The sequence below is a fragment of the Arsenicicoccus sp. UBA2120 genome (genome assembly GCF_002330965.1).
GTDB lineage: Bacteria > Actinomycetota > Actinomycetes > Actinomycetales > Dermatophilaceae > Arsenicicoccus > Arsenicicoccus bolidensis.
Genome location: NZ_DCYC01000073.1, coordinates 78,725 through 98,773, shown reverse-complemented (window position 1 = coordinate 98,773; position 20,049 = coordinate 78,725). Strand labels below are relative to the sequence as shown.

Genomic DNA, 20,049 nt, shown 5'->3' with positions numbered 1-20,049 from the left:
GCCCTGCGCTCCGACGACCCCTGGGCCGTGGCCATGATGGCCTCCGGCATCGCCTGGACGATGCGCCACCCGGCCGACGTGGGATGGTCCGCCGGGGACCTAGTCGACAGCTTCATCGGTGTCGACGTGCGCGAGACCACGGCGCTGCTGGCCGCGCTGGCGCCAATGGTGGACCACGAGCTGTCGGTCACGATCCGTCGCACGCTCATGCGCCGCACCCAGCCCCTGCCCGCAGCTCTGCAGGCGCTCGCCCAGCAGGTGCCCGTCCGGGGTGCGCACATGACCTCGCCGGGTGATCGTGGCGAGAACCTCTACCTGCAGCTGTCGCTCCCCGACGGCGGCGTGGTGACCTGGTTCGTCTACGTCGACTACTCGCTCGGCACGATCGTCAAGGACGCGTTCTACGCACCCCAGACCATCGACCAGATCTGGGCCTGGATGCAGGAGCGATCTCCTGGCACCGAGGATGCCGTGTGGACGGAGCTGAGCCATGCCGATGTCCGCGCCCGGCTCGAGCTGGCGATCGCGCGCCACAACGAGATGCTGGAGGGGCCGGTGTCCGACACCTGGCCCATGTGCCAGCCGCTGCTCGAGGTGTCGCTGGCCACCTGTCCCGAGGGCGGCGACCCCAGGGCCGGTCAGTCCCTGCCCCTGGACGGTGCCCCGCTCGACCTCGGTCCGGACGACCCCGTCGACGGGATCTTCTACGAGGTCGACCTGCCCGAGCGGGCCATGGCCCTGGCGATCATCGGGGGGATGGACCTGCCCGACGACCCGGAGCTGTACGACGCGATCTGGGTGATGGTGACGGGGCCCTTGGCGCGCGGAGGCGACCCGCTCGACCTGTCCGAGGCGGCCGTCGTGGGGATCCTGGAGTCGGTCGCGCCATACCTGCCGCTGACCGACGAGGTCTGGCCGCTGGTGCCGGAGGCCCTCAGGATCATGACGAGGCATGCGGCGCGGGTGCGTTCGTGGCCCGATGGTCAGGAGGAGCGCGTCATCGCGGCGATCGACGCCGCGGAGCGTTTCTACGGCAGCCGTATGACGACGCCCGAGGCTCGCGAGCGCCGCCGTCAGATGCGCGAGGCCACCGCGATCACCGAGTCCGGCATGGAGGGCTACCTCCTCGACTCGCTGGCCTCCGTCGTCGGGGGCCGCGACGTGCTCGACGCCCTGGACACCGAGCCGCTGCCCGACGAGCCCCTGGACCTCACCGGCGTCCCGGAGGCCGCGCGTGACCGCGTCACCGCGATCGCCGCCGTGCTGGACACCGTCATGGAGGACCTCTTCGACGGGGTGGAGGCGCGCACGGCCTGCCGTCGTGTCCTGGCGGCGATCGCGCGGACCGACCACCGGGTGCTGATGCGGGGCCGGGTCGACACGGCCGCCGGCGCCATCGCCTGGATCGTGGCGAACGTCAACGAACTGACCAGTCCGTACGGCCCCGTCACGATGGGCGACCTGATGGAGGCGTGCGGCATCGCGTCCGGGAGCGTCAGCCAACGCGCGACGACCCTCCTGGGCGTGCTGGGCATCTATCGATCCGAGTGGAGCTATGGATCCTTGGAGAACGTCGACCCGTCGTGGCTCGTGGCCGAGGAGCGGGCCGAGCTGGTGGAGGAGCGCGAGGCGGCACGGCGAGGCTGATCCGCGCAGTCCTTGGCGAGAGGCGAAGCGATCGGAGGGGCCGGGGGCGGGCGTCGGGATGGGAGAGTGTCCGGCATGCCTCTCGTTGCCGGCGTCGACACGTCCACCCAGTCCTGCAAGGTGGTCGTCTGCGACGCTGACACCGGTGAGGAGGTGCGTCGTGGCTCGGCGCCGCACCCGGACGCGACCGAGGTGGACCCGCGCCACTGGTGGACGGCCTACGAGGCTGCGGTCGACCGGGCGGGCGGGCTCGACGACGTGGCGGCCGTGTCGGTGGCGGGCCAGCAGCACGGGATGGTGGCGCTCGACGAGGGTGGTGACGTCATACGGCCTGCTCTGCTGTTGCACGACACCCGGTCGGCCGACGCCGCCGACCAGCTCGTCGCCGACCTCGGTGGCGGTGACCCGAGCGCCGGCAGGAGGGCCTGGGCGGAGGCGACCGGCAGCGTCCCGCTGGCGTCGTTCACGGTGGCCAAGCTGCGCTGGCTCGTCGATCACGAGCCCGAGCACGCGAGACGCGTCGCGGGCGTCGTGCTGCCGCACGACTGGCTGACGTGGCGCCTTCGGGGCGCCGGCTCCCTCGACGACCTGGTGACAGACCGGTCCGACGCGTCCGGGACGGGCTACCTCGACGTGGGGACCGGCGACTACCGGCGCGAGCTGCTGGCGCTCGCCACCCGGGACCGACTGACCGACATCCAGCTGCCGCGGGTGGCCGGGCCAAGCGAGCAGGTGGGACGCGTGCGAGGGCGCTCGCCGCGAGACCTGGTCGTGGGTCCTGGCTGCGGCGACAATGCCGCCGCCGCGCTCGGGCTGGGGCTGTCGGCCGGCCACACCAGCGTCTCCGTCGGCACCTCGGGGGTGGTCGCGGCGGTGTCGGCCACCCCCACCCACGACGCGACGGGTCTGGTCGCGGGCTTCGCCGACGCGGCAGGGGCCTGGCTGCCGCTGGCCTGCACGCTCAACGCGAGCCGGGTCCTCGACGCCACGGCCCGGCTGCTCGGCGTCACGCACGACCAGCTCAGCGAGCTGGCGCTTGAGGGCGACAGCGGCGCCGACGGCCTGGTGCTCGTGCCGTACCTCGAGGGCGAGCGAACCCCCAACCTCCCTGGTGCGACCGGGAGCCTGCACGGCCTCACCCTCGCGACGATGACGCCCCAGCACGTGGCCCGCGCTGCCGTCGAGGGCGTGCTGTGCCTGCTCGCCGAGGGGCTCGACGCGATCCGCGCCCAGGGCGTCGTGGTCGACGACGTCACCCTCGTCGGGGGTGGGAGCCGCTCCCGCGCGGTGCAGGTGCTCGCCCCGCAGGTCCTCGGGGTCTCCGTGACCATCCCCGACTCGGGGGAGTACGTCGCGCGTGGCGCCGCCCGGCAGGCCGCCTGGGTGCTGACGGGTACGCCGGAGCCGCCGGACTGGTCCTCCTCCCTGCGCACCGAGTGCGTCCCGGCCGATCCGCGGCCGCAGGTGCTCGCGCGCTATCGCGAGGTGCGCCCCTGGTCCACGTGAGTCGCGCGGCCTGGTCGACGCGACTCACTTCAGCCGGCCGTTCACGGCGATGTATGGCGTGCCGCCCCGTGCCCTCCGCCGCCACCGATGACGACGGCCAATTCGTGGCCCGCGTCGTTGGGGTCTGTGACTTCATGGTCGACGAGGCCGGGGTGTCAGCGACTGGTGACCTCAAGCAGTCGCAGACCGGGCACGTCGCGATAGATGCGATCCCCCGCGAGCAGCGGGAGGTCGTGCGCGATGGCGGTGGCCGCGACCCAGGCATCGCCCATGTGCAGCTTGTCTGCGAGGGGGTGACCGGCAGCCCGGCAGGCGGCCCGAACCTCGGCGAACGCCTTGACGACCTCGGTCGTGACCGGTGCCGTCGCATGACGGGCGAGCGGAGCCGCCAGCCCGGCGAGGCGGGCCGGTCCCCACCTGGCGGACAACGCACCGAACCGCAGCTCACCCTCGGTCTGGGCTGCTATCACGATCGTGCGCCCGGTGAGACGACGCCGCCAGTCTGCGACCTGCGGTTCGCGGTCGCGCGCCGTCATCACCACCTTGCTGAACGCATCGGTGTCAAGGAGCACGACTCCCTCAAGCACGTATCGCCGCCAAGAAGTCATCCAGCTCGTCGTCGGTCAGGTCCAACGGTTCTGCGGCGGGCACCGCCTCGCTAGCGGCGATGGCGACACGCAGGGAGACGGGTGGAGCCGTCATCCCCAGGAGCTCGCCGATGTCGCGAGCCCTGCTGACGCGGGGGCCTTCCATGCGGGGTCGGCGAGTCCCCTCGCCCCCGATGAACGGACCCACGACGGTGACCCTCTGGGTCACCAGGGTGGCGGCAGCCTCCGGCTCCGGCACGTCAAGGAGCTCGATGGCGTTGTGAGCGTCATCACGGACCCGGAAGTGACCGGTGCGAGCATCCACCATCTCCAGCACCCCGTGCATGGTGGCCTCACCCGGCAACGACGTCCGGCGCTGCCAGGGCACCCGGCTGACAGCACCCGCTTCGAGCGTCTGGGAGCCGACTCCGGGCACGGACACCTCCACCGTGCGAGCAGCCTTGCCGAGCGCGACGATCAGATCGTCCACCGCCGCCGCCACCGAGTCCGAGATCGCCGGCGGACGACGATCGTGCGCCATGCCGTCGACGATGTCCCAGAAGGTCTCGTCGACCTTGGCGGCCAAGGGGTCGATGTCGAGCGCAGCGTCGTCGCCCACGGTGAACACGACCCGTGTGCTCCCTGGGCGCAAGGCCACCCGCACCGAAGCCAGCCTCTCCAGCTCGGCCGCTGCCCTGCCCAGACCAGGTCGCTCGGCGACGGCCCGGGTCAGCCGGTACGTGACGTCTTTGAAGGCGTCGATGATCGCCACGGCGTCGCCTGCGAGCAGGGTGCCGTCGGCGGCGTCATGACCGACAAGCCGGATGTCGAACTCGCGCGTCATCGGGACCACAGCCTTCCTGGTCGCTGGTCACTCCACCATAAAGGCCACGTCGGACACCGCTCGCCTAGCGAGCCCGAGTCAGCAACACGCCGCGCATCGAGCTACGGATTCACGGAACCGGCGCGGCCATCGCCCGAGGGGAAGCTCGCGGTGGTCACTGGTCAAGGGCACTCGTCCTGGGTCTGCGTACCATCAGGGCAGGTGACGAAGTTCTCGCCGTTCTCGTAGGCGTCGAGGAAGCCCGGACTGACGCCCTCAGACTTGAGCTTCTCAAGGTTGGCCTTGGCCTTCGACTCGGCCCTGGCGCGGGAAAGGTTGCCCAGTGCCCACTGGCGGCAAACCTCGCCCGGCCACGTGGCGGGGCATTGCGACCTCGATCGCCTCGACTGGGGTCGGGCCTTCGGCGCCCGCGTCGGCGTGGGAGCCACACGGGTGATCACCCGGCTGGCTGGGGTCGGTGTCGCCAAGGGGGAGGTTGCGGAAGGCATTGCCGTTGCCGAGGCGGTGATGCTGGGAGTGACGGTCACGGTGACGGTTGAGGGGGTCGGAGCGGCTGGCGACGGCGTGTTCGTCACGGCGCTGCACGCGGACATCGTGAACGCCACCGCCGCGGCGCAAGTCGCCCAGCGTCGGGATCTCATCGACATGCCTGGTCGTCCTCGTACCAGTAGAGCCCGTCTGGGCATGCGTGCTCCCTGGCGATGCGATCGGCCTCCTCGACCTGGTCGTTGATCCAGGCCTCGTGCTCGGCCTGCTCCTCCGGAGTGCGGCACACACCGGTGGAGTCGTAGACGCGGCACTCCTGCGTCGGGTTGGTCGGTGTCGGCGTCCCGCATCGGGTGGCCTTGTCGGTGAACGTCCACCGGGTCTTGTAGCCGTCGGCGATGCGGTACCCGGACTTCGCGCGTGCGGTGACCACGGCCTCGGAGCCGGACCACTCCATCTGCTGGTCGTAGGTGATCCCGCGAACCTCCGGCGTCCTGATCTGGTCGTTCTCCGGGCCGCAGACCACCTGGACCGTCGGGCGCTTCGTCTTGACGACGGTCCTCGGGTCCAGAGTCTTTGTGGCCTTTGGGGTGGCGGATCCCGCGTTGCCGGCGGGGGATGGCACAACCGCACTGGCTGGGCTCGTGGAGGCCACCGGGCTGGCCGTCACCGTCACGGTCTTGACCGGCGTTGGTGCCTGCGCGGCGGGCGTCGGCGTCGAGCTGCAGCCGGCGACCGCGAGCGCGGCGATCCCGACGATGGTGATGCGGTGCATGTGCTTCCCCCTGATGGACGGCCCCTCGGCCGTCACGGATCACTCTGCCCGGTGGACGGGCGGGCGGAGGGGGATTCCGCCGAAGTCGCCTCAGCCGTTCGCCGGTTGGCCGAGCGTGCGGGAGACGGCATGTCCAGTCGATCGCGACGCCGCTGATCGGGGATCTGGTCACCGAGACCGACGTCACGTCCGCGCGGCTCTACGTCGCCGTGCCGTCGGCCCTCGGAGCCCTGTCCTACCTGCTGCTCCTCGGCACGGTGGAGCGCCTCGAGTCCTGAGCGTCCACCAGCGGACCCAGCTGGCCGGGGTGCCCTGCGCCCGGTCAGCTGCTCGCGAGGTGGATCTCCTCGGCAGGATCGTCGTCGCTGACGTCCATCCGGTCGACGTCGAACCGCTCGTCGAGCGCGGCGTACTCATCGGCCGGGACCCGAGAGACGGCGTGGATCTGGGAGAAGTAGTAGTACATGGCCATGTCACGGGTGTGGTCGTAGGCCTTCATCCGGCCGTCGCAGTAGCCGCCGATGCAGAAGCTGACGCGTCGGTCGGTGATCCCGTCCTGGTCCGTGCGGTAGCGGATGTCGAGGTGGTAGAGACGCTCCGGACCGCGCAGGGCCGTGCACAGCAGCTGCACCTCCTCGTCGCTGAGACGGGTGTTGACCCGTCGCACGACGTCGGGGGTGTCGCCCCACGCCCCCAGGTCGTCGGCGACCACGCGACCAGTGATCTCCTCGGCGGCGGCATGGAGGTGGAACTCGCCCATCTCGAGCGCAGCCTCGTGCTCCCGGCGCTCCCAGTCTCCCCACCCGACCTCGACCGCGTCGTCCACCGTGTCCAGCTCGGAGTCCTGCCCTGGCCCCTGCAGGGTGTCCAGCGTCTCGGTGCCGAAGATCCGCGCCAGCACAGGGGGACACCGGTCCGGGTCCGCCATCACCGGGTCGGCGTGCCACCGCTGACCCCAGCTCAGGCCGTGCAGCCAGTCCTCCAGCACCGCGACCATGGCTTCCTCGCCGGCCTGCTCGCCAAGGTAGGCGCGCCCGAGGCTCGACGTGCCGCCGAGGGCGTGCAGCCCGAGCAGCTGCGACTCCTGCCAGGCGGGCTCCAGCCGCGCGTCAGGGTCCACCGTGCTGGTGACCGCGAGATCGCAGACGACCTCGTCGTCCCCGTGCCAGTGATGCGCCAGCGGCGACCGCCAGTGCGCGCACGCCTGGGCGAAGACCGGTGAGGTGGCGTACCCCTCTGGCATGTCCGCCAGGAGGGACAGCAGCTCGGCGCGGGCCTGGCAGCAGAGCCCGCAGTCGTGGAGGGTGCTCGACAGGGATGGCAGGAGCTCCCAGCGGCGGCTGCGCTCCTGGGTCCAGTGCACGCCCGACAGACCCCACGAGCAGATGACGTCCAGGACGATCTCGGAGGGGTCGATCAGCAGCGTGGCGTCCCACCGCGGCCCGGGGGCCACGCCCTGGGGGTCGCACGTGATCACTCCCAGCGTGAGGCCGGCGCGCAACGCCATACGAACCTCGTCGGTCGTGGAGCCCGTGACGCGGGCGAGGCGGCTGATCTGCCTGCGGCCCACCTCGCTCCAGGTGGTCGTGGGCACCGGTTCGCGCGCGATGCGCTCCCAGACAGCCAGCAGTCGTATGACGAACCGACGCAAGGCCGTGGCGGCCGCATCATCGATGGCTCCCTGATCGACGGGCCACAGCGGCGGCGTCGGCCCCTCGAGCGAGACGCCGTCTGGCGGAGGCGCGGACGTGGTCCGACGGATGCTCTCGTCCAGGCCCGGGCACAGGTGCAGCCAGCCATCGGCGCGGCCCACGTAGCCGCACGCGACCGCGGCGCCCACCACCGTCGCCACGTCCTCGGGGGCGCCCCGCACGACGTCCACCGCGTCGGCCTCGGGGATCGACCCCCCGCGGTCGGCCATCACCCGCAGGAGGTGGAGATAGGGAGTGGCCATGCGCCGAACGTCCGGGAGCACGTTGTCCGGGTCGCCCAGCATGGTCGCGAGCTGGGTGAGGTCACGCGGGCTGATCGGTCCGTAGCCGTTGCGGCGCAACGACGTCAGGCGCACGGTCATGAGGTCCTTGAGCTCGTCGGTCGTCTTGGCCGCGAGCCATCGCACGTAGGGGTGAGTTGAGGTCGGCATACGGCCAGCCTGCCGCCCGTCCATCCCCGGGCCGGCCCGTCATCCACAGGTGGGGCACGCCCGCCCTCCGGAACGCGACAGGCTGTGGACAAGGTGGGCTGTTCTAGGGTCTTGTCCATGGAGCCGACCAATCTCGACGACCTGATGGCAGCCCTGCGGACGTGGGCCGGCAAGCAGAAGCGTGCCTACGACGAGGATCACCTCGAGACCCTGCTCGGGCTGCGCCAGATGAGGCAGGACCTGGCGGCGACGCAGTGGCCGGGCGGGTCGGTGAGAGAGACCTACGAGCAGGCATGGTTGTCGCACGGGCCGGTGGCCGCGCCTGACGTCGAGACCGCCGCGCAGACCGTGGAGACCTTCGTGCGGTTCTTGCGGAGCACCGGTCGGCTGTCGCACGGCTCGGGGGAGGCCAAGCTGCTGGCCAAGGAGGCGCGCCAGGGGGCGTCCTACGTCCAGGAGCACGGCGGTGACCGGACCGCCTGGGGCCAGAACAAGGTCTTGATGGACTTCGGTGAGAGCCGGGGCATCTCGCTGCTGGGGGCGGCTGACCTGGACGAGGTCCAGACGCGTCTGTCCGAGATCATGGAGCAGTGGAACGCCCTCCCGGACGACGAGCGGCGGGCCCTGATGCCGCTGCCAGGGGGAGGTATGTCGCTCCCGACGATCCCCGATCTCGGCACCGTCGGTGGGGGTGACGGCCTCGGCCCGGAGGACGACGGCCTCGAGGAGCTGGTCGCCGACATCGCCCACGAGATTTTCCGGCCCGGGGTGGTGCCAGCCGTGGTCGGCCCGGACTCGCGGCCGCTGAAGGACTACCTGGACCACGCCGCCGGCGACGCGTTGGCCCTGCTGGGCATGGTCGCGGGGCACGCGCAGCTCGACGCCGACGCCCCCGACGTCACCCCCGACGTGTTCGACGACGCCTGGGACACGATCCCCTTCCTGCAGGACCTCGCGCGCTTCGTCGCCTGGGTCCGGGAGGCGGGAGAGGTGCAGCTCACCGCGACAGGAAATCTGAAGCGTGCCGACGCCGCCCACCTGTGGGAGACCCTGGAGCTGGACCGGCGACCCGGTGGTGAGAGCGCCGATGGCACCTATGCCTGGCGCAGCGCTGCGGACTGTGTCGCGCTGGAGCGCCTGTTTGCGACGGCGGTCGTGATGGACCTCGTGGTGCTGCAAGAACCCCGGCTCCTGCCAGGCGCTGGTCCCAGGGGCGACGCGAACCCCGGTGCCTCGGCTCTCATTGCGACCGTTGAGACCATCGCCGCCCACCGCGACGTGGACCTGATCGGCGCTCAGGAGGCGGTGTGGATCTATGCCTGCCAGGTGGCCTGGGCGCTGCAGCGGCCCGCGACCCGTGAGGAGCTGACCGACTTCCTCGGGGGCTGGTCGGGGCTCTGGCGGACCGGAGAGTCAGGGAGTGCAGGACGGGCGCGGGTCGTCGACCGAGCCGTCGCGATGGCCGAGTACCTCGGGCTGGTCGACCGCGCCGGCACGGGGTGGACGGGGAACCCGCGGGGTGTATACGCCCTCGGCCTGTGGGCCTCGATCGCCCTACGTCGGGCTGGCGAGGTCGGCTGATCCTGCCGTTTGCCCACGGCGCGCCACGACTCCTGCCTAGCCTGCACGCAACGAGGTTGCGAGGGGGCAGCGATGACGGCTCGGGCGATACCGCAGGATCCGCAGCACGACACGAACAGCGAGCGGGAGGTGTGGGAGCGGCTGGTCGCTGCCCTGCCGGACGACGCCGTGGTGCTGTCCGGGCTGCGACTGACCGACGAGACCAAGGACCACGAGGCCGACCTCGTCCTGCTGCTGCCGGGCGAGGGGATCGTGGTGGTGGAGGTCAAGGGAGGCAGCTGCTCGCGCGACGCGAAGGGGCGATGGTGGACGACCTCGGGCGACGGCCGGCGACGCATCGACCCCGTCCGCCAGGCCCGCCAGACCCGTTATGCCATCAGGGACTACGTCGAGCGCGACCCACGGTGGCGCGACTCGTCGCGCACCCGGATCCGATGGAGCCACGCCGTGGTCATGCCCTACACGGCGATCGACGACGACTTCGACACCCCCGACTGCCCGCGGTGGATGATCCAGGGCCGGGGCGACCAGGGCGACCTGGCAGATCGGTTGCGCGCCATACCCGCTCGCGCCTCTGACAAGCGAGCGCCCACGGACGACGATGTGAGCCTGATCGTCGAGATCCTGCGCGGCAGAAGGCTCCCTGTGCAGGACGTGACGGCCGAGGCCGACGAACGCGCCTCGCGCGCAGACCGACTCACGGTCGAGCAGGCGACGCTGCTGGGGGTGACGCGGCTGCTCAACCGGGTCGAGGTGCGCGGGGGAGCGGGCAGCGGCAAGACCGTGCTGGCGCTCGCCCAGGCCAAGGACCTGACGCGCGGCCGCGACGACCGGGCGCCTCAGCGGGTGGCTCTGCTGTGCTACTCGATCGGTCTGGCGGAGTACTTCCGTCGCGAGCTGAAAGGCTTGAGCCGCAAGCGGACTCCGGCGTTCGTCGGCACCTTCGAGGAGCTGGGGCGGTCCTGGGGTGCCGAGGGCGGCACCCGGCAGGACGGCGACTTCTGGGAGCGTCGCCTGCCCGACCGTATGGCGGACCTGGCCGCCGCACTGCCCGACGGCGAGAGGTTCGACGCCGTCATCGTGGACGAGGCGCAGGACTTCGCTGACGGGTGGTGGCGACCGCTGATGAACGCGCTGCGCGACGAGGAGACGGGCGGTCTGTACGTCTACACCGACGAGAACCAGCGCGTGTTCGCCCGGTTCGGCCGCCCACCCGTGCCGCTCGTCCCTCTCGTCCTCGACCACAACCTGCGCAACACCCGTCAGATCGCCGACGTGTTCGCCCCGCTCACGCCGATGCGGATGCGGCCCATGGGTGGCGAGGGGCCTGCCGTCCGCCTCGTGGCCTGCGCCGCCGACGAGGCCCTCGAACGCGCCGACGACGTGGTGGAGGAGCTGCTCGACCGGGGCTGGCGCCAGCAGGACGTCGCCCTCATCACCACCGGCGCGCGGCACCCGGTGCAGGTCGAGCGCTTCGACGAGCACGACCCCCAGGCCTACTGGCGATCGTTCTGGGAGGACGACGACGTGTTCTACGGGCACGTCCTCGGGTGCAAGGGCCTCGAGCGCCGCGTCGTGGTGCTGTGCGTCAACGAGCACGAGCCGCGCGACCGCGCCAAGGAGAAGCTCTACGTCGGGTTGTCCCGCGCGACCGACGAGCTGGTGGTGGTCGGCGACCCGGAGGTCATCCGGCGGGCGGCCGGCGACGCGGTGATCGGCCGCCTCGGATCGCCCTGACCCATCACCGCAGGGGCACCCGTCGGCCCGCGCGCGCCGCGAACTCGTCGGGGGCAGCGCGGATCTCGGACCATCCCGCGTGGATGCCGTGCACCTCGTGACCGAGCCTGCGCCCCTCTGCGGCGGAGCGGACCGCGGAGTCGGCGAACACCTGCAGGATCGGGTCCGGGTCGCCGTCGCGATAGGCGGTCAGGGCTTCGACATACCTCGGTCCGGACGCGAGCAGACCGGCGGAGATCGGCAGGGCGACACGACGCACCAGGCCGACGAGCGGCCTGGCGCTGCTCTTGACGATGGCCCGCACGATGCAGGTCGAGGAGGCCGACCGGGAGCCGGGCACGGCGTGACGCTCGGCGGGATACGGTCGTGCGGTCGGTGAGCCCAGTGGGGCGGGCCGAGCGAGACCGTCATCCACCCAGGAACGGGAGCACCTGTTGGAGCACGCCACCCAGGACGTCGTCGTGACCGCACCCTGCGGGACCCTCATCGGCCGCCGCGCCGGAGAAGCCGTGCAGTTTAGGGGGATTCGCTACGGCAGGGCCGAGCGCTTCGCGTCGCCGGTGCCTGAGCCCGACGCGACAGAGCCGGTCGACTGCCGCGAACCCGGGCCGTCCGCCCCGCAGCTGCCGGTGCCCTTCCTCGACGAGGCCTTCGGTCCGGCGACGCACGGCCTGCGCCAGGACGAGGACTGCCTGCGCGTCGCCGTGACGGCGCCGGCGGTCCCGCGCGCCGAGGGTCCGCTGCCGGTCCTGGTGTGGATCCACGGCGGGTCCTACACGAGCGGGACCGGTGACGGGCCCGGCTACGAGCCGACCTCCCTGGTCACCGAGGGCGACCTCGTGGTCGTGTCCGTCACCTATCGCCTCGGGCTGCTCGGCTATCTCGGGGACGGCGGGGAGCGCGCCGCGAACCTCGGGCTGATGGACCAGCTGCTCGCGCTGCGGTGGGTGCGGCGCAACATCGCGGCGTTCGGCGGAGATCCCGGGCGGGTGACCGCCGTGGGGCAGTCCGCGGGCGCGGACGCGGTGCTGCACCTGGCCGTCGCGGGTGCGGGGGAGGGGTTGTTCGGCCGCGCGATCGTGCAGAGCCCGCCGCTCGGCATACGCACCGCTCGAGCGGCCATGGCGCAGGCCATGGCCGAGGCGACCGCCCACGTGAGCCGGGACAGCTCGCTGGAGGAGGTGCTCGCCGCCCAGGCGGACGCCGAGCGCGTGGCGCGGGCGTTCCGGTTGCCCTCGGCCATGCCGTTCTCGGTGCAGTACTCCCACCCGCCCCTGCCCGCCGAGGAGGACATGGAGGCCGCCTGGGATGCCGTCGCCCAGGACATCGACCTGTTCATCGGGCGCACGACCGAGGAGGCACTGCTGTTCCTCCCGCGCCTCGAGCCCGTCGCCAAGGTGACGAGCCTGCCGGTGGTCGGCGGGCGGGCGCGGCGGGTGCTGGACGAGGTCGCGACGCACGTCGTCTACGGCCGCGGCATCGACGCCCTCGCGCGCCGCTGGGTGCAGGCCGGTGGCACCTGCCGCAGCTATCGACTCTCGTGGTCGGTGCCCGGCAACGCCTATGGTGCCTGCCACGCCATCGAGCTCCCCCTGCTCTTCGGCGACGAGCGGGTATGGCGCCACGCCGCCGTCCTGCGCGGAGCCCGCTGGAGCGACGTCGACGCCGCCGGACGCCGGCTGCGGGCGCTGTGGGCGGCGATCGCGTGGGGCCGGCCCTTCGACGAGCTTCCCCAGGAGCCAGGCGTGCTCACCCATGCGGCGCCGAGACCCCTTGCGCCGCGGCGGCTTCGACGGAGCGGCTCGTGAGTGCCCGCCAGGCGCGCATCCCCGTGATCGCGCTGTCGGGCTCGCTGGGCAGCGGCAAGACCACCCTGCTCAACCATCTCCTGCGGACCGGCAGAGGGCGGATCGGCGTGGTGATCAACGACTTCGGTGACATCAACGTCGACGCCTTCCTCGTGTCGGGGCACGTCGACGCGGCCATGTCGATCAGCGGCGGCTGCCTGTGCTGCCTGTCCGACCCAACCGAGCTGGACCGCGCGCTGGAGTCGCTGGCGCGCCCCGAGCTCGACCTCGACGCCATCGTGGTGGAGGCGAGCGGGCTGGCCGAGCCGCGCGAGCTCGCGCGGCTGATCGTCAGCAGCGAGGTGAGACGGGTCCGCTTCGGTGGTCTCGTCGAGATCGTCGACGTCGCGGCGTGGGACGAGATCGGCTCGTATGACGAGCCCCCCGTCGCGACCGACCACCTCAAGGTGGCGTCGCTCCTGGTGCTCAACAAGGTGGACCGGGTGGCTCCCGATCGAGTCTCGCTGCTGGAGAACGTGATCCGTGAGCTCGTTGGTGAGAAGCCCATGGTTCCTGCGCGCTTCGGCCAGGTCGACCCGGACCTGCTCTACGACTCCATCGAACGCCCCGAGCCCACCGGACAGCTCAGCCTCGTGGACCAGCTGCGCGAGGAGCAGCAGGAGCACGGGCACCTCCACCACGGGCACGAGCACGACCACGGGAAGGCACACGGGCACGAGCATGCCCACCACCACTGGCAGTCCGTGAGCGTGGACTCCCCGTCGCCCGTCGACCCGCGTCGTCTGCTGGACCTGCTCGAGAGCCGCCCGGCCGGGCTCTATCGGGTCAAGGGGGTGGTGTGGGTGGACGCACCCGGGCACCGCCAGCGGTGGGTCGTGCAGGCCGTCGGTGGCTGGGTGGCCTTCGAGCGGGGGCCGTGGCCGTCGGGTGCGGAGCGGCGCACGCAGCTCGTCGCGATCGGCGCGGGGGTGGACGAGGCGGCGGTCGCGGCCGACATACGAGCCTGCCTGTCGGACGAGGGAGTCCTGGACCCCGAGCGGGTGACGCCGCTGCTGCGCTATGTCGTCCGCTGAGCCACCCGCAGAAAGAAGGAGAAAACCGGAGGGGTGCCTGCGCGCACCGACGGGGCTGGTGGTTCACTACTGTCAGAGATCGCCGTGACCGTCCAGGAGGACCCATGCCGAGCACCGCAGCCAGCGCCGAGCCGGACCGCGTCGAGACGGTCGACGGTCCCGAGCGGGAGCACGACCTGGTCGACGACGGCGTGCCGGACGACCAGACCCCCCGCGGCCCGAGCCTGGTCGGCCGGCTGCTGCCCTGGGCCTTCATCGCGCTCGCGCTGCTCGGCCTGGTGATCTGGGTCTACGCGTTCTGGCTCCGGCACGAGCTCGAGTCCGAGCAGCTGGCGATGCCCGAGCACCAGGAGTGGATGGCCTGGGGCGGTCCGATCCTGATGCTCCTCGGCGGTCTGCCGGCGTTCGCCCTCCTGCTCTGGCGTTACCTGCGCCGCCCCCGGACCGCGTGAGCGGTCTCGCCTCGTGACGTCAGCGGCGGGCGGCAGCGTCAGCGTCGGTGCCGGGCGTCCGGCTCCCCGCTGACGATCCGACTGATCGCGGTCCGATAGGCCACCCACGCCACGGCCGCGGTCAGCGGATCCGCGACCCGCGGCATCCCGGTCACCGTGATGCGCTGCCGCCATCGCAGCTCGGTCCCCGACCGGCCGCCGGGCAGCTCCACGGTGCGGGCCACCGCGTCGATCGCGCCATGAACCACCCTGCCCCGCTTGACGATCCGGCACTGCCACGGCCCGTCGCCCTCGGGGGTGGCCACCGCGACGGTCTCCATGTCGTCGTCGAAGCCCCACGGCCCCACCGTGGTCCGGGCGCGGACGAGCGTGCCGTCGACGTCCAGCCGGCCCTCGGGGGCGGACGACGTGACCACGGTGAGCGGGATCGAGGCGGTATGCCGAGAGGCCGACCACAGACGGCGCCATACGACCTCTCTCGGGAGGGGCAGGCGCAGCGTGATCGCGAGCTCGGCCATGACGTCAGTGCCCGGCCAGCACGCGGGCACGGTGCGGCTTGGTGGGAAGCCGCGTGACGTCGAAGGACAGGTTGCGCGGATCCACCTGCAGGCCAGGGCGACTCAGCGCGGCGACGGTGATGGCGAGGACGCCGACCGCGATCTTCTCGCCGGGGCAGCGGTGTCCCGTGCGGACGTCGCCCCCGCCCTGCGGGATGAAGTGTTCGACCGACTCGCGGTCGACGTCGAGGAAGCGGCGCGGGTCGAAGGTGCGCGGCGAGTCCCAGTGGCGTTCGTCGAGATTGGTGCCCACGACGTCGATGAGGATGCGGTCGCCGGCCTTGATCTGCTGGTCCTGCCAGGTGAAGTCCTCGCGGGCGATCGACGGCAGCATCGGCACGAAGGGGTAGACGCGGCGCACCTCCTCGGCGAAGGCGGTCGCCTCACGACCCCCGGCGAGGGTGCCGCGCTCGTCGGCCTCGGCGGCGAGCCGGGTTGCCCACCAGGCGTTCTCGCGCAGCGCCAGCGCAGCGAAGGCCGCGAACCGCGACACGGCGATGGTGGGGCGGACGACGTTCTGCAGCTCCACGCCGGCGGTGTGCTCGTCGAGCAGCCGGCCCTGCAGGTCGCGGTGCTCGCTGACGACCCGCAACGCCGTCCCCTCGGGCGGCTGCAGCTCGCCGGCGCGCGTGCGCCGGACCAGGGACGCGGCCCAGCGGTCGCAACGGGCCCGGTTGACCCACGCCAACAGGTGCTGGGGGCCGAGCGCGCCGAAACCGTCGACGATCTGGGCGAGCCGCCGCGCCCACACGTCCTGCTCGACCTCGGGGACCTCGATCCCCGCCCAGGTCATGACGGCGCGTCCGTAGGCCAGGACCGCCGTCTCGTAGACGTCGCCGGAGCCCTCGCGCTGCCAGCGGTCGACGGCCCGGCGCCACTGCTCCTCGACCAGGGGGAGGAGCCGGGCGACCTGGGCGTCGTCATAGGCCAGGGAGACGAACATCGCCTTGCGGTGCCGGTGCTCGTCGTCGTCCAGCCCGTGCACGGCGCCCGCGCCGAACAACGGGCCACGCACCGGCAGCGGCATGGCGCCGTGCCGCTTGACACGAGAGGTGTCGTAGAACAGGCGCACGCCCTCGTCCCCGCGGACGAGCAGGGCCCGACGGCCCAGGAGGCGCAACGGGATCCGCGCGACAGACCGCGGGTCGACGGCGCCCAGCTCGCGCCGCCAGGCGTCCGAGAAGGCATATCCGCGACGGAGGAAGTCGAGGGTGCGGTCGGTGCGGGTGACGTCGGTGCGGTTGGTCATCGTGGTCTCCTCAGGTCGGGTCGCGCGGCGCCTTCACGCGGGGTGGCCCGTCGGTGTCATCGGCGCGCATACCCACGGGGTGGGCGGCGAACCGTGGCCTTGACCCCTCGAGGAGTTGGTGCAATCCTTCAAGGCATGACTCCAATGACGGAGGAAAACTCCAACGGCGCCTCCGGCCTGCTCGCCCGGGTCCGCGGCGTCGTCCCGTCGTTGCCCGCCGGCCCGGCTCGCGTCGGGCGCGCGATCCTCGACGACCCGGCTGGTGTCTCGCGGATGACGCTGCGCGAGCTGGCGACCGCGACCAGCACCAGCGACGCCACGGTCCTGCGCCTGGTCCAGGCGGCCGGGGTCGGGGGCTACCGCGACCTGCGGCTGGGTCTCGCCGAGGCGGTGGGATCCATGTCCTCCGCCGGCCGCGACGGGCGAGTCACCGCTGACATCACCCGCGACGACTCGCCCGTCGACGTCCTGGCCGCGCTGGCGGAGGAGGAACGGTCCGTCATCGCCGACACCGCCGCCTGCCTCGACCCGCAGGTCCTGGCCGCGGTGGCCGACGCGGTGGTGGCCGCCGGGCGCGTGGTCGTCGTGGGCGTCGGAGCCTCCGGGCTCGTGGCGCTCGACCTGTCGGCCAAGCTCGAGCGGATCGGCCTGCACTCCCGCGGGCTGACGGAGGTGCACCAGGCCGTCACCGCCGCCGTGCTGCTCCGCCCCGGCGACGTGCTCGTCGTCGTGTCCGCCTCCGGCTCCACCGTCGACGTGCTCGAGCCGTTGCGGATCGCCCAGGAGCGAGGCGCCCGCACCGTCGCCCTCACCTGCCACCCGCGCAGCGCCGTCGCCGTCGCCGACCACGTCCTCATGAGCGCCCCCGGCCGCGAGCACCCCGTGCGCCCGGCCGCGATGAGCTCGCGCACCGGTCAGCTGTTCGTCGTCGACGTCCTCTTCACCCTCGTCGCCCAACGCTGCTTCGACCGGGCGAGCGAGGCCATCGCCGACTCGTACCACGCCCTGCGACACCGCCACGGCGAACCGCCCAGTGCGCCACCGGGATCCGCCGCCCGGAGCACCACCGCCACCCGCACGACGCCGGCTGATCAGAGCCAGCCCCACCTGCAGGAGTCATGACGATGCCCGACGAGCCCCACGGCCCCGACCTGTCGGCGCTCACCACCGAGAGCATCGACGACCGCCACGCCGACCTGGACACCCTGTCCACGCGTGAGCTGGCGGTCGCGATGAACGCCGCCGACGCCGCCGTGACGGACGCCGTCGAGGCCCAGCTCGACGCCATCGTGGCCGTGGTCGAGGGGGTCACCGAGCGACTGCGGCGGGGAGGACGACTCGTGTATGCCGGGGCCGGGACCGCCGGGCGTCTCGGCGTGCTGGACGCCTCGGAGTGCCCGCCCACGTTCGACACCGACCCGTCGCTGGTGGTCGGCCTCATCGCGGGCGGCGAGGTGGCGCTGACCACCGCGGTCGAGGGCGCCGAGGACGACCGCGAGCTCGCGATCCGGGACCTGGACCGCATCGGGCTGACCGACGCGGACACGCTGGTCGGCCTGTCGGCGTCGGGGCGGACGCCATACACGGTCGAGGCCGTGGCCGAGGCGCGCCGCCGGGGAGCGCTCGCCGTCGGGTTCGCCTGCAACCAGGGCTCGCCGCTCGCCGCCGCGGGGCACCTGGCCATCGAGGTCGTCGTCGGCCCCGAGTTGGTCGCCGGCTCGACGCGGCTCAAGTCCGGGACGGCGCAGAAGCTCGTCCTCAACATGATCTCGACGATGGCGATGGTCCGGCTGGGCAAGACCTACGGCAACCTCATGGTCGACGTGCGCGCCACCAACGACAAGCTGCGCGCCCGCGCCCACCGCATCGTCACCACCATCACCGGCGCGCCCCCCCAGGACGTCGAGCGCGCCCTCGACGAGCAAGGCGGGCGGGCCAAGCCGGCCGCCCTCGCGCTGCTCACCGGGCTCGCGCCGGCCCAGGTCGACGCCGCCCTCACCCAGCACCACGGGGACCTGCGGGCCACCCTCACCGCACTGACGAAGGAGTCATGATGGCCGACCCACGCACCATCGCGAGGCAGGCGGTCGACGCGCTCGGCGGCCGCGCCAACATCACGGACGTCGAGAACTGCATCACCCGCCTCCGTGTCACCGTCGGCAGCCTGGACCGGGTCGACGAGTCGGGGCTGCGCGCCATCGACGGGGTCCTCGGCGTGGTCATGGACGACACCGTGCAGATCGTGCTCGGGCCGGGCCTGGTCAACGAGGTGGCCGACGCCATGGCCGCGGGGGAGGGGGCGACCCTGGAGGCCGGGGCGGACGGCATACGGCCGGAATCTCCCGAACGCACCGACGCAGCGGGGCTGCACGCGCGCGGCGAGCAGATCCGCGGCGACCGCAAGCGGCGCAACCAGACACCGGTCAAGGCCTTCCTGCGGCGGATCGCCAACATCTTCCTCCCGCTGATCCCGGCGCTGATCGCGTGCGGCATCATCGCCGGGCTCAACGGCGTGCTGACGAACTTCGTGACGCGCGGGTGGGCGCCCTGGGCGGCGCCGGTCACGCCGGTGCTCGCGGCCGTGGCCAGCGGTTTCATGACGCTGATCGCCGTCTTCGTCGGCATGAACGCCGCCAAGGAGTTCGGGGGCACGCCGATCCTCGGCGGGGCGGTCGCGGCGATCATCCCGTTCGCCGGCGTCGCCAAGGTCACCATCGCGGGCGAGAAGCTCGCGCCCGGGCAGGGTGGCGTGATCGGCGCGCTCCTGGCCGCGATCCTGGCGGCCTACCTCGAGCGGTGGGCCCGACGCTGGGCGCCTCGCTCGGTGAGCATGCTCGTGGTGCCGACCTTCGTGGTGCTCGTGGCCGGCGTGCTCACGATCTTCCCGCTCATGACGGTGTCCGGGTGGCTCGCGCAGGGCATCGGCGACCTCGCCAACGGCCTGCTGCAGCACGGTGGGGCGCTGGCCGGGCTCGTCCTGGCCGGGCTGTTCCTGCCGCTGGTGATGCTCGGCCTGCACCAGGCGCTCATCCCGATCCACACCACCCTGATCGAGCAGGCGGGCTACACGGTGCTGCTCCCGATCCTGGCCATGGCCGGCGCCGGTCAGGTGGGTGCGGCGATCGCGCTCTACGTGCGGCTCAAGCACAACGCCGGCATCCGATCCACCATCAAGTCGGCGCTGCCGGCCGGGTTCCTCGGCGTCGGGGAGCCGCTGATCTACGGCGTGACGCTGCCGCTGGGGCGACCCTTCATCACCGCGTGCGTCGGCGGCGCCTTCGGCGGGATGTTCGTCGGGCTGCTCAACCAGCTCGGCACCACGGTCGGCTCGACGGCGATCGGCCCGAGCGGGTGGGCGCTGTTCCCGCTGACCAACGGCAGCCGGGGGATCGGTGCGGCGATCGCCGTGTATGCCGGGGGCCTGGTCGTCGGGTACGTCGCGGGCTTCCTGGCGACCTACTTCTTCGGCCTGAGCAAGGCCGAGCTCGAGCGCCTCAACGCTGCTGACGACACGACCGTCGTGGGCGAGCCGGGCATGTCCGAGGAGGCATCGGCCGAGCCAGGGCGCCGGGCCGGGGTCGAGAACGCCGCTCGCTGACGGACC

17 protein-coding genes are annotated in these 20,049 nt (G+C 72.3%); 10 read left to right on the top strand and 7 right to left on the bottom strand.

Annotation, left to right across the window (positions count from 1 at the left end; genetic code table 11):
* On the top strand, positions 1 to 1,647 hold a 1,647-nt coding region (locus tag B2P18_RS11750; protein ID WP_286959769.1), incomplete at its 5' end, for a DUF6398 domain-containing protein.
* Positions 1,648 to 1,722: 75 nt separating this feature from the next.
* Entirely contained in the window at positions 1,723 to 3,153 is a 1,431-nt protein-coding gene (gene xylB, locus B2P18_RS11745; RefSeq protein WP_286959765.1) for a xylulokinase, read from the top strand.
* Positions 3,154 to 3,308: 155 nt separating this feature from the next.
* Here the strand turns inward: xylB and B2P18_RS11740 are convergent, their stop codons facing one another.
* From B2P18_RS11740 to B2P18_RS11725, 4 genes are all read right to left on the bottom strand, one after another.
* Entirely contained in the window at positions 3,309 to 3,740 is a 432-nt protein-coding gene (locus tag B2P18_RS11740; RefSeq protein ID WP_286959759.1) for a PIN domain-containing protein, read from the bottom strand.
* On the bottom strand, positions 3,733 to 4,584 hold the full coding sequence (locus B2P18_RS11735; RefSeq protein ID WP_037215134.1) for a hypothetical protein: 852 nt from the start codon (positions 4,582 to 4,584) through the stop codon (positions 3,733 to 3,735). Before B2P18_RS11735 ends, B2P18_RS11740 begins: the two co-directional genes overlap by 8 nt.
* Before the next feature lie 637 nt (positions 4,585 to 5,221).
* On the bottom strand, positions 5,222 to 5,845 hold the full coding sequence (locus B2P18_RS11730; protein WP_286959755.1) for a hypothetical protein: 624 nt from the start codon (positions 5,843 to 5,845) through the stop codon (positions 5,222 to 5,224).
* A 322-nt stretch (positions 5,846 to 6,167) separates the two neighbouring features.
* A complete protein-coding gene (locus B2P18_RS11725) occupies positions 6,168 to 7,988 on the bottom strand; it encodes a hypothetical protein (protein ID WP_286959748.1) in 1,821 nt (606 codons plus the stop codon).
* Between the two features lie 117 nt (positions 7,989 to 8,105).
* Between B2P18_RS11725 and B2P18_RS11720 the strand changes: the two genes are divergently transcribed.
* Positions 8,106 to 9,569 carry a hypothetical protein gene (locus tag B2P18_RS11720; protein WP_286959745.1) on the top strand — a complete coding sequence of 488 codons (1,464 nt, stop codon included), beginning with the start codon at positions 8,106 to 8,108 and terminating at the stop codon, positions 9,567 to 9,569.
* Positions 9,570 to 9,641: 72 nt separating this feature from the next.
* On the top strand, positions 9,642 to 11,306 hold the full coding sequence (locus B2P18_RS11715; protein ID WP_286959739.1) for a nuclease-related domain-containing DEAD/DEAH box helicase: 1,665 nt from the start codon (positions 9,642 to 9,644) through the stop codon (positions 11,304 to 11,306).
* Positions 11,307 to 11,310: 4 nt separating this feature from the next.
* Here B2P18_RS11715 and B2P18_RS11710 read toward each other — a convergent pair whose 3' ends face one another.
* A complete protein-coding gene (locus tag B2P18_RS11710) occupies positions 11,311 to 11,646 on the bottom strand; it encodes a hypothetical protein (protein ID WP_286959734.1) in 336 nt (111 codons plus the stop codon).
* 121 nt (positions 11,647 to 11,767) lie between these two features.
* Between B2P18_RS11710 and B2P18_RS11705 the strand changes: the two genes are divergently transcribed.
* From B2P18_RS11705 to B2P18_RS11695, 3 genes are all read left to right on the top strand, one after another.
* Entirely contained in the window at positions 11,768 to 13,114 is a 1,347-nt protein-coding gene (locus B2P18_RS11705; RefSeq protein ID WP_286959732.1) for a carboxylesterase family protein, read from the top strand.
* A complete protein-coding gene (locus B2P18_RS11700; protein ID WP_286959729.1) occupies positions 13,111 to 14,187 on the top strand; it encodes a CobW family GTP-binding protein in 1,077 nt (358 codons plus the stop codon). The genes B2P18_RS11705 and B2P18_RS11700 overlap by 4 nt, the downstream gene beginning before the upstream one ends.
* A gap of 104 nt (positions 14,188 to 14,291) precedes the next feature.
* A complete protein-coding gene (locus tag B2P18_RS11695; RefSeq protein WP_029212886.1) occupies positions 14,292 to 14,639 on the top strand; it encodes a hypothetical protein in 348 nt (115 codons plus the stop codon).
* A 38-nt stretch (positions 14,640 to 14,677) separates the two neighbouring features.
* Here B2P18_RS11695 and B2P18_RS11690 read toward each other — a convergent pair whose 3' ends face one another.
* Together B2P18_RS11690 and B2P18_RS11685 are read right to left on the bottom strand one after the other, a co-directional pair.
* Positions 14,678 to 15,157, bottom strand: coding sequence for a hypothetical protein (locus tag B2P18_RS11690; RefSeq protein WP_286959720.1), 480 nt, complete (start codon positions 15,155 to 15,157; stop codon positions 14,678 to 14,680).
* Between the two features lie 4 nt (positions 15,158 to 15,161).
* The gene (locus tag B2P18_RS11685; protein ID WP_286959716.1) at positions 15,162 to 16,445 is read right to left on the bottom strand and encodes a cytochrome P450; all 1,284 of its coding nucleotides are present in this window, start codon (positions 16,443 to 16,445) and stop codon (positions 15,162 to 15,164) included.
* Positions 16,446 to 16,580: 135 nt separating this feature from the next.
* On the opposite strand from B2P18_RS11685, the gene B2P18_RS11680 reads away from it, so the two are divergent.
* From B2P18_RS11680 to B2P18_RS11670, 3 genes are read left to right on the top strand one after another with little or no spacing between them, the layout of a single operon-like run.
* Positions 16,581 to 17,567 (top strand): MurR/RpiR family transcriptional regulator, encoded by a 987-nt coding sequence (locus tag B2P18_RS11680; protein ID WP_286959706.1) that lies wholly within the window; start codon positions 16,581 to 16,583, stop codon positions 17,565 to 17,567.
* Positions 17,568 to 17,569: 2 nt separating this feature from the next.
* The gene (gene murQ, locus B2P18_RS11675; protein WP_286959701.1) at positions 17,570 to 18,499 is read left to right on the top strand and encodes an N-acetylmuramic acid 6-phosphate etherase; all 930 of its coding nucleotides are present in this window, start codon (positions 17,570 to 17,572) and stop codon (positions 18,497 to 18,499) included.
* A complete protein-coding gene (locus B2P18_RS11670) occupies positions 18,499 to 20,043 on the top strand; it encodes a PTS transporter subunit EIIC (RefSeq protein ID WP_286959689.1) in 1,545 nt (514 codons plus the stop codon). The genes murQ and B2P18_RS11670 overlap by 1 nt, the downstream gene beginning before the upstream one ends.
* The last annotated feature ends 6 nt before the right edge of the window (positions 20,044 to 20,049 follow it).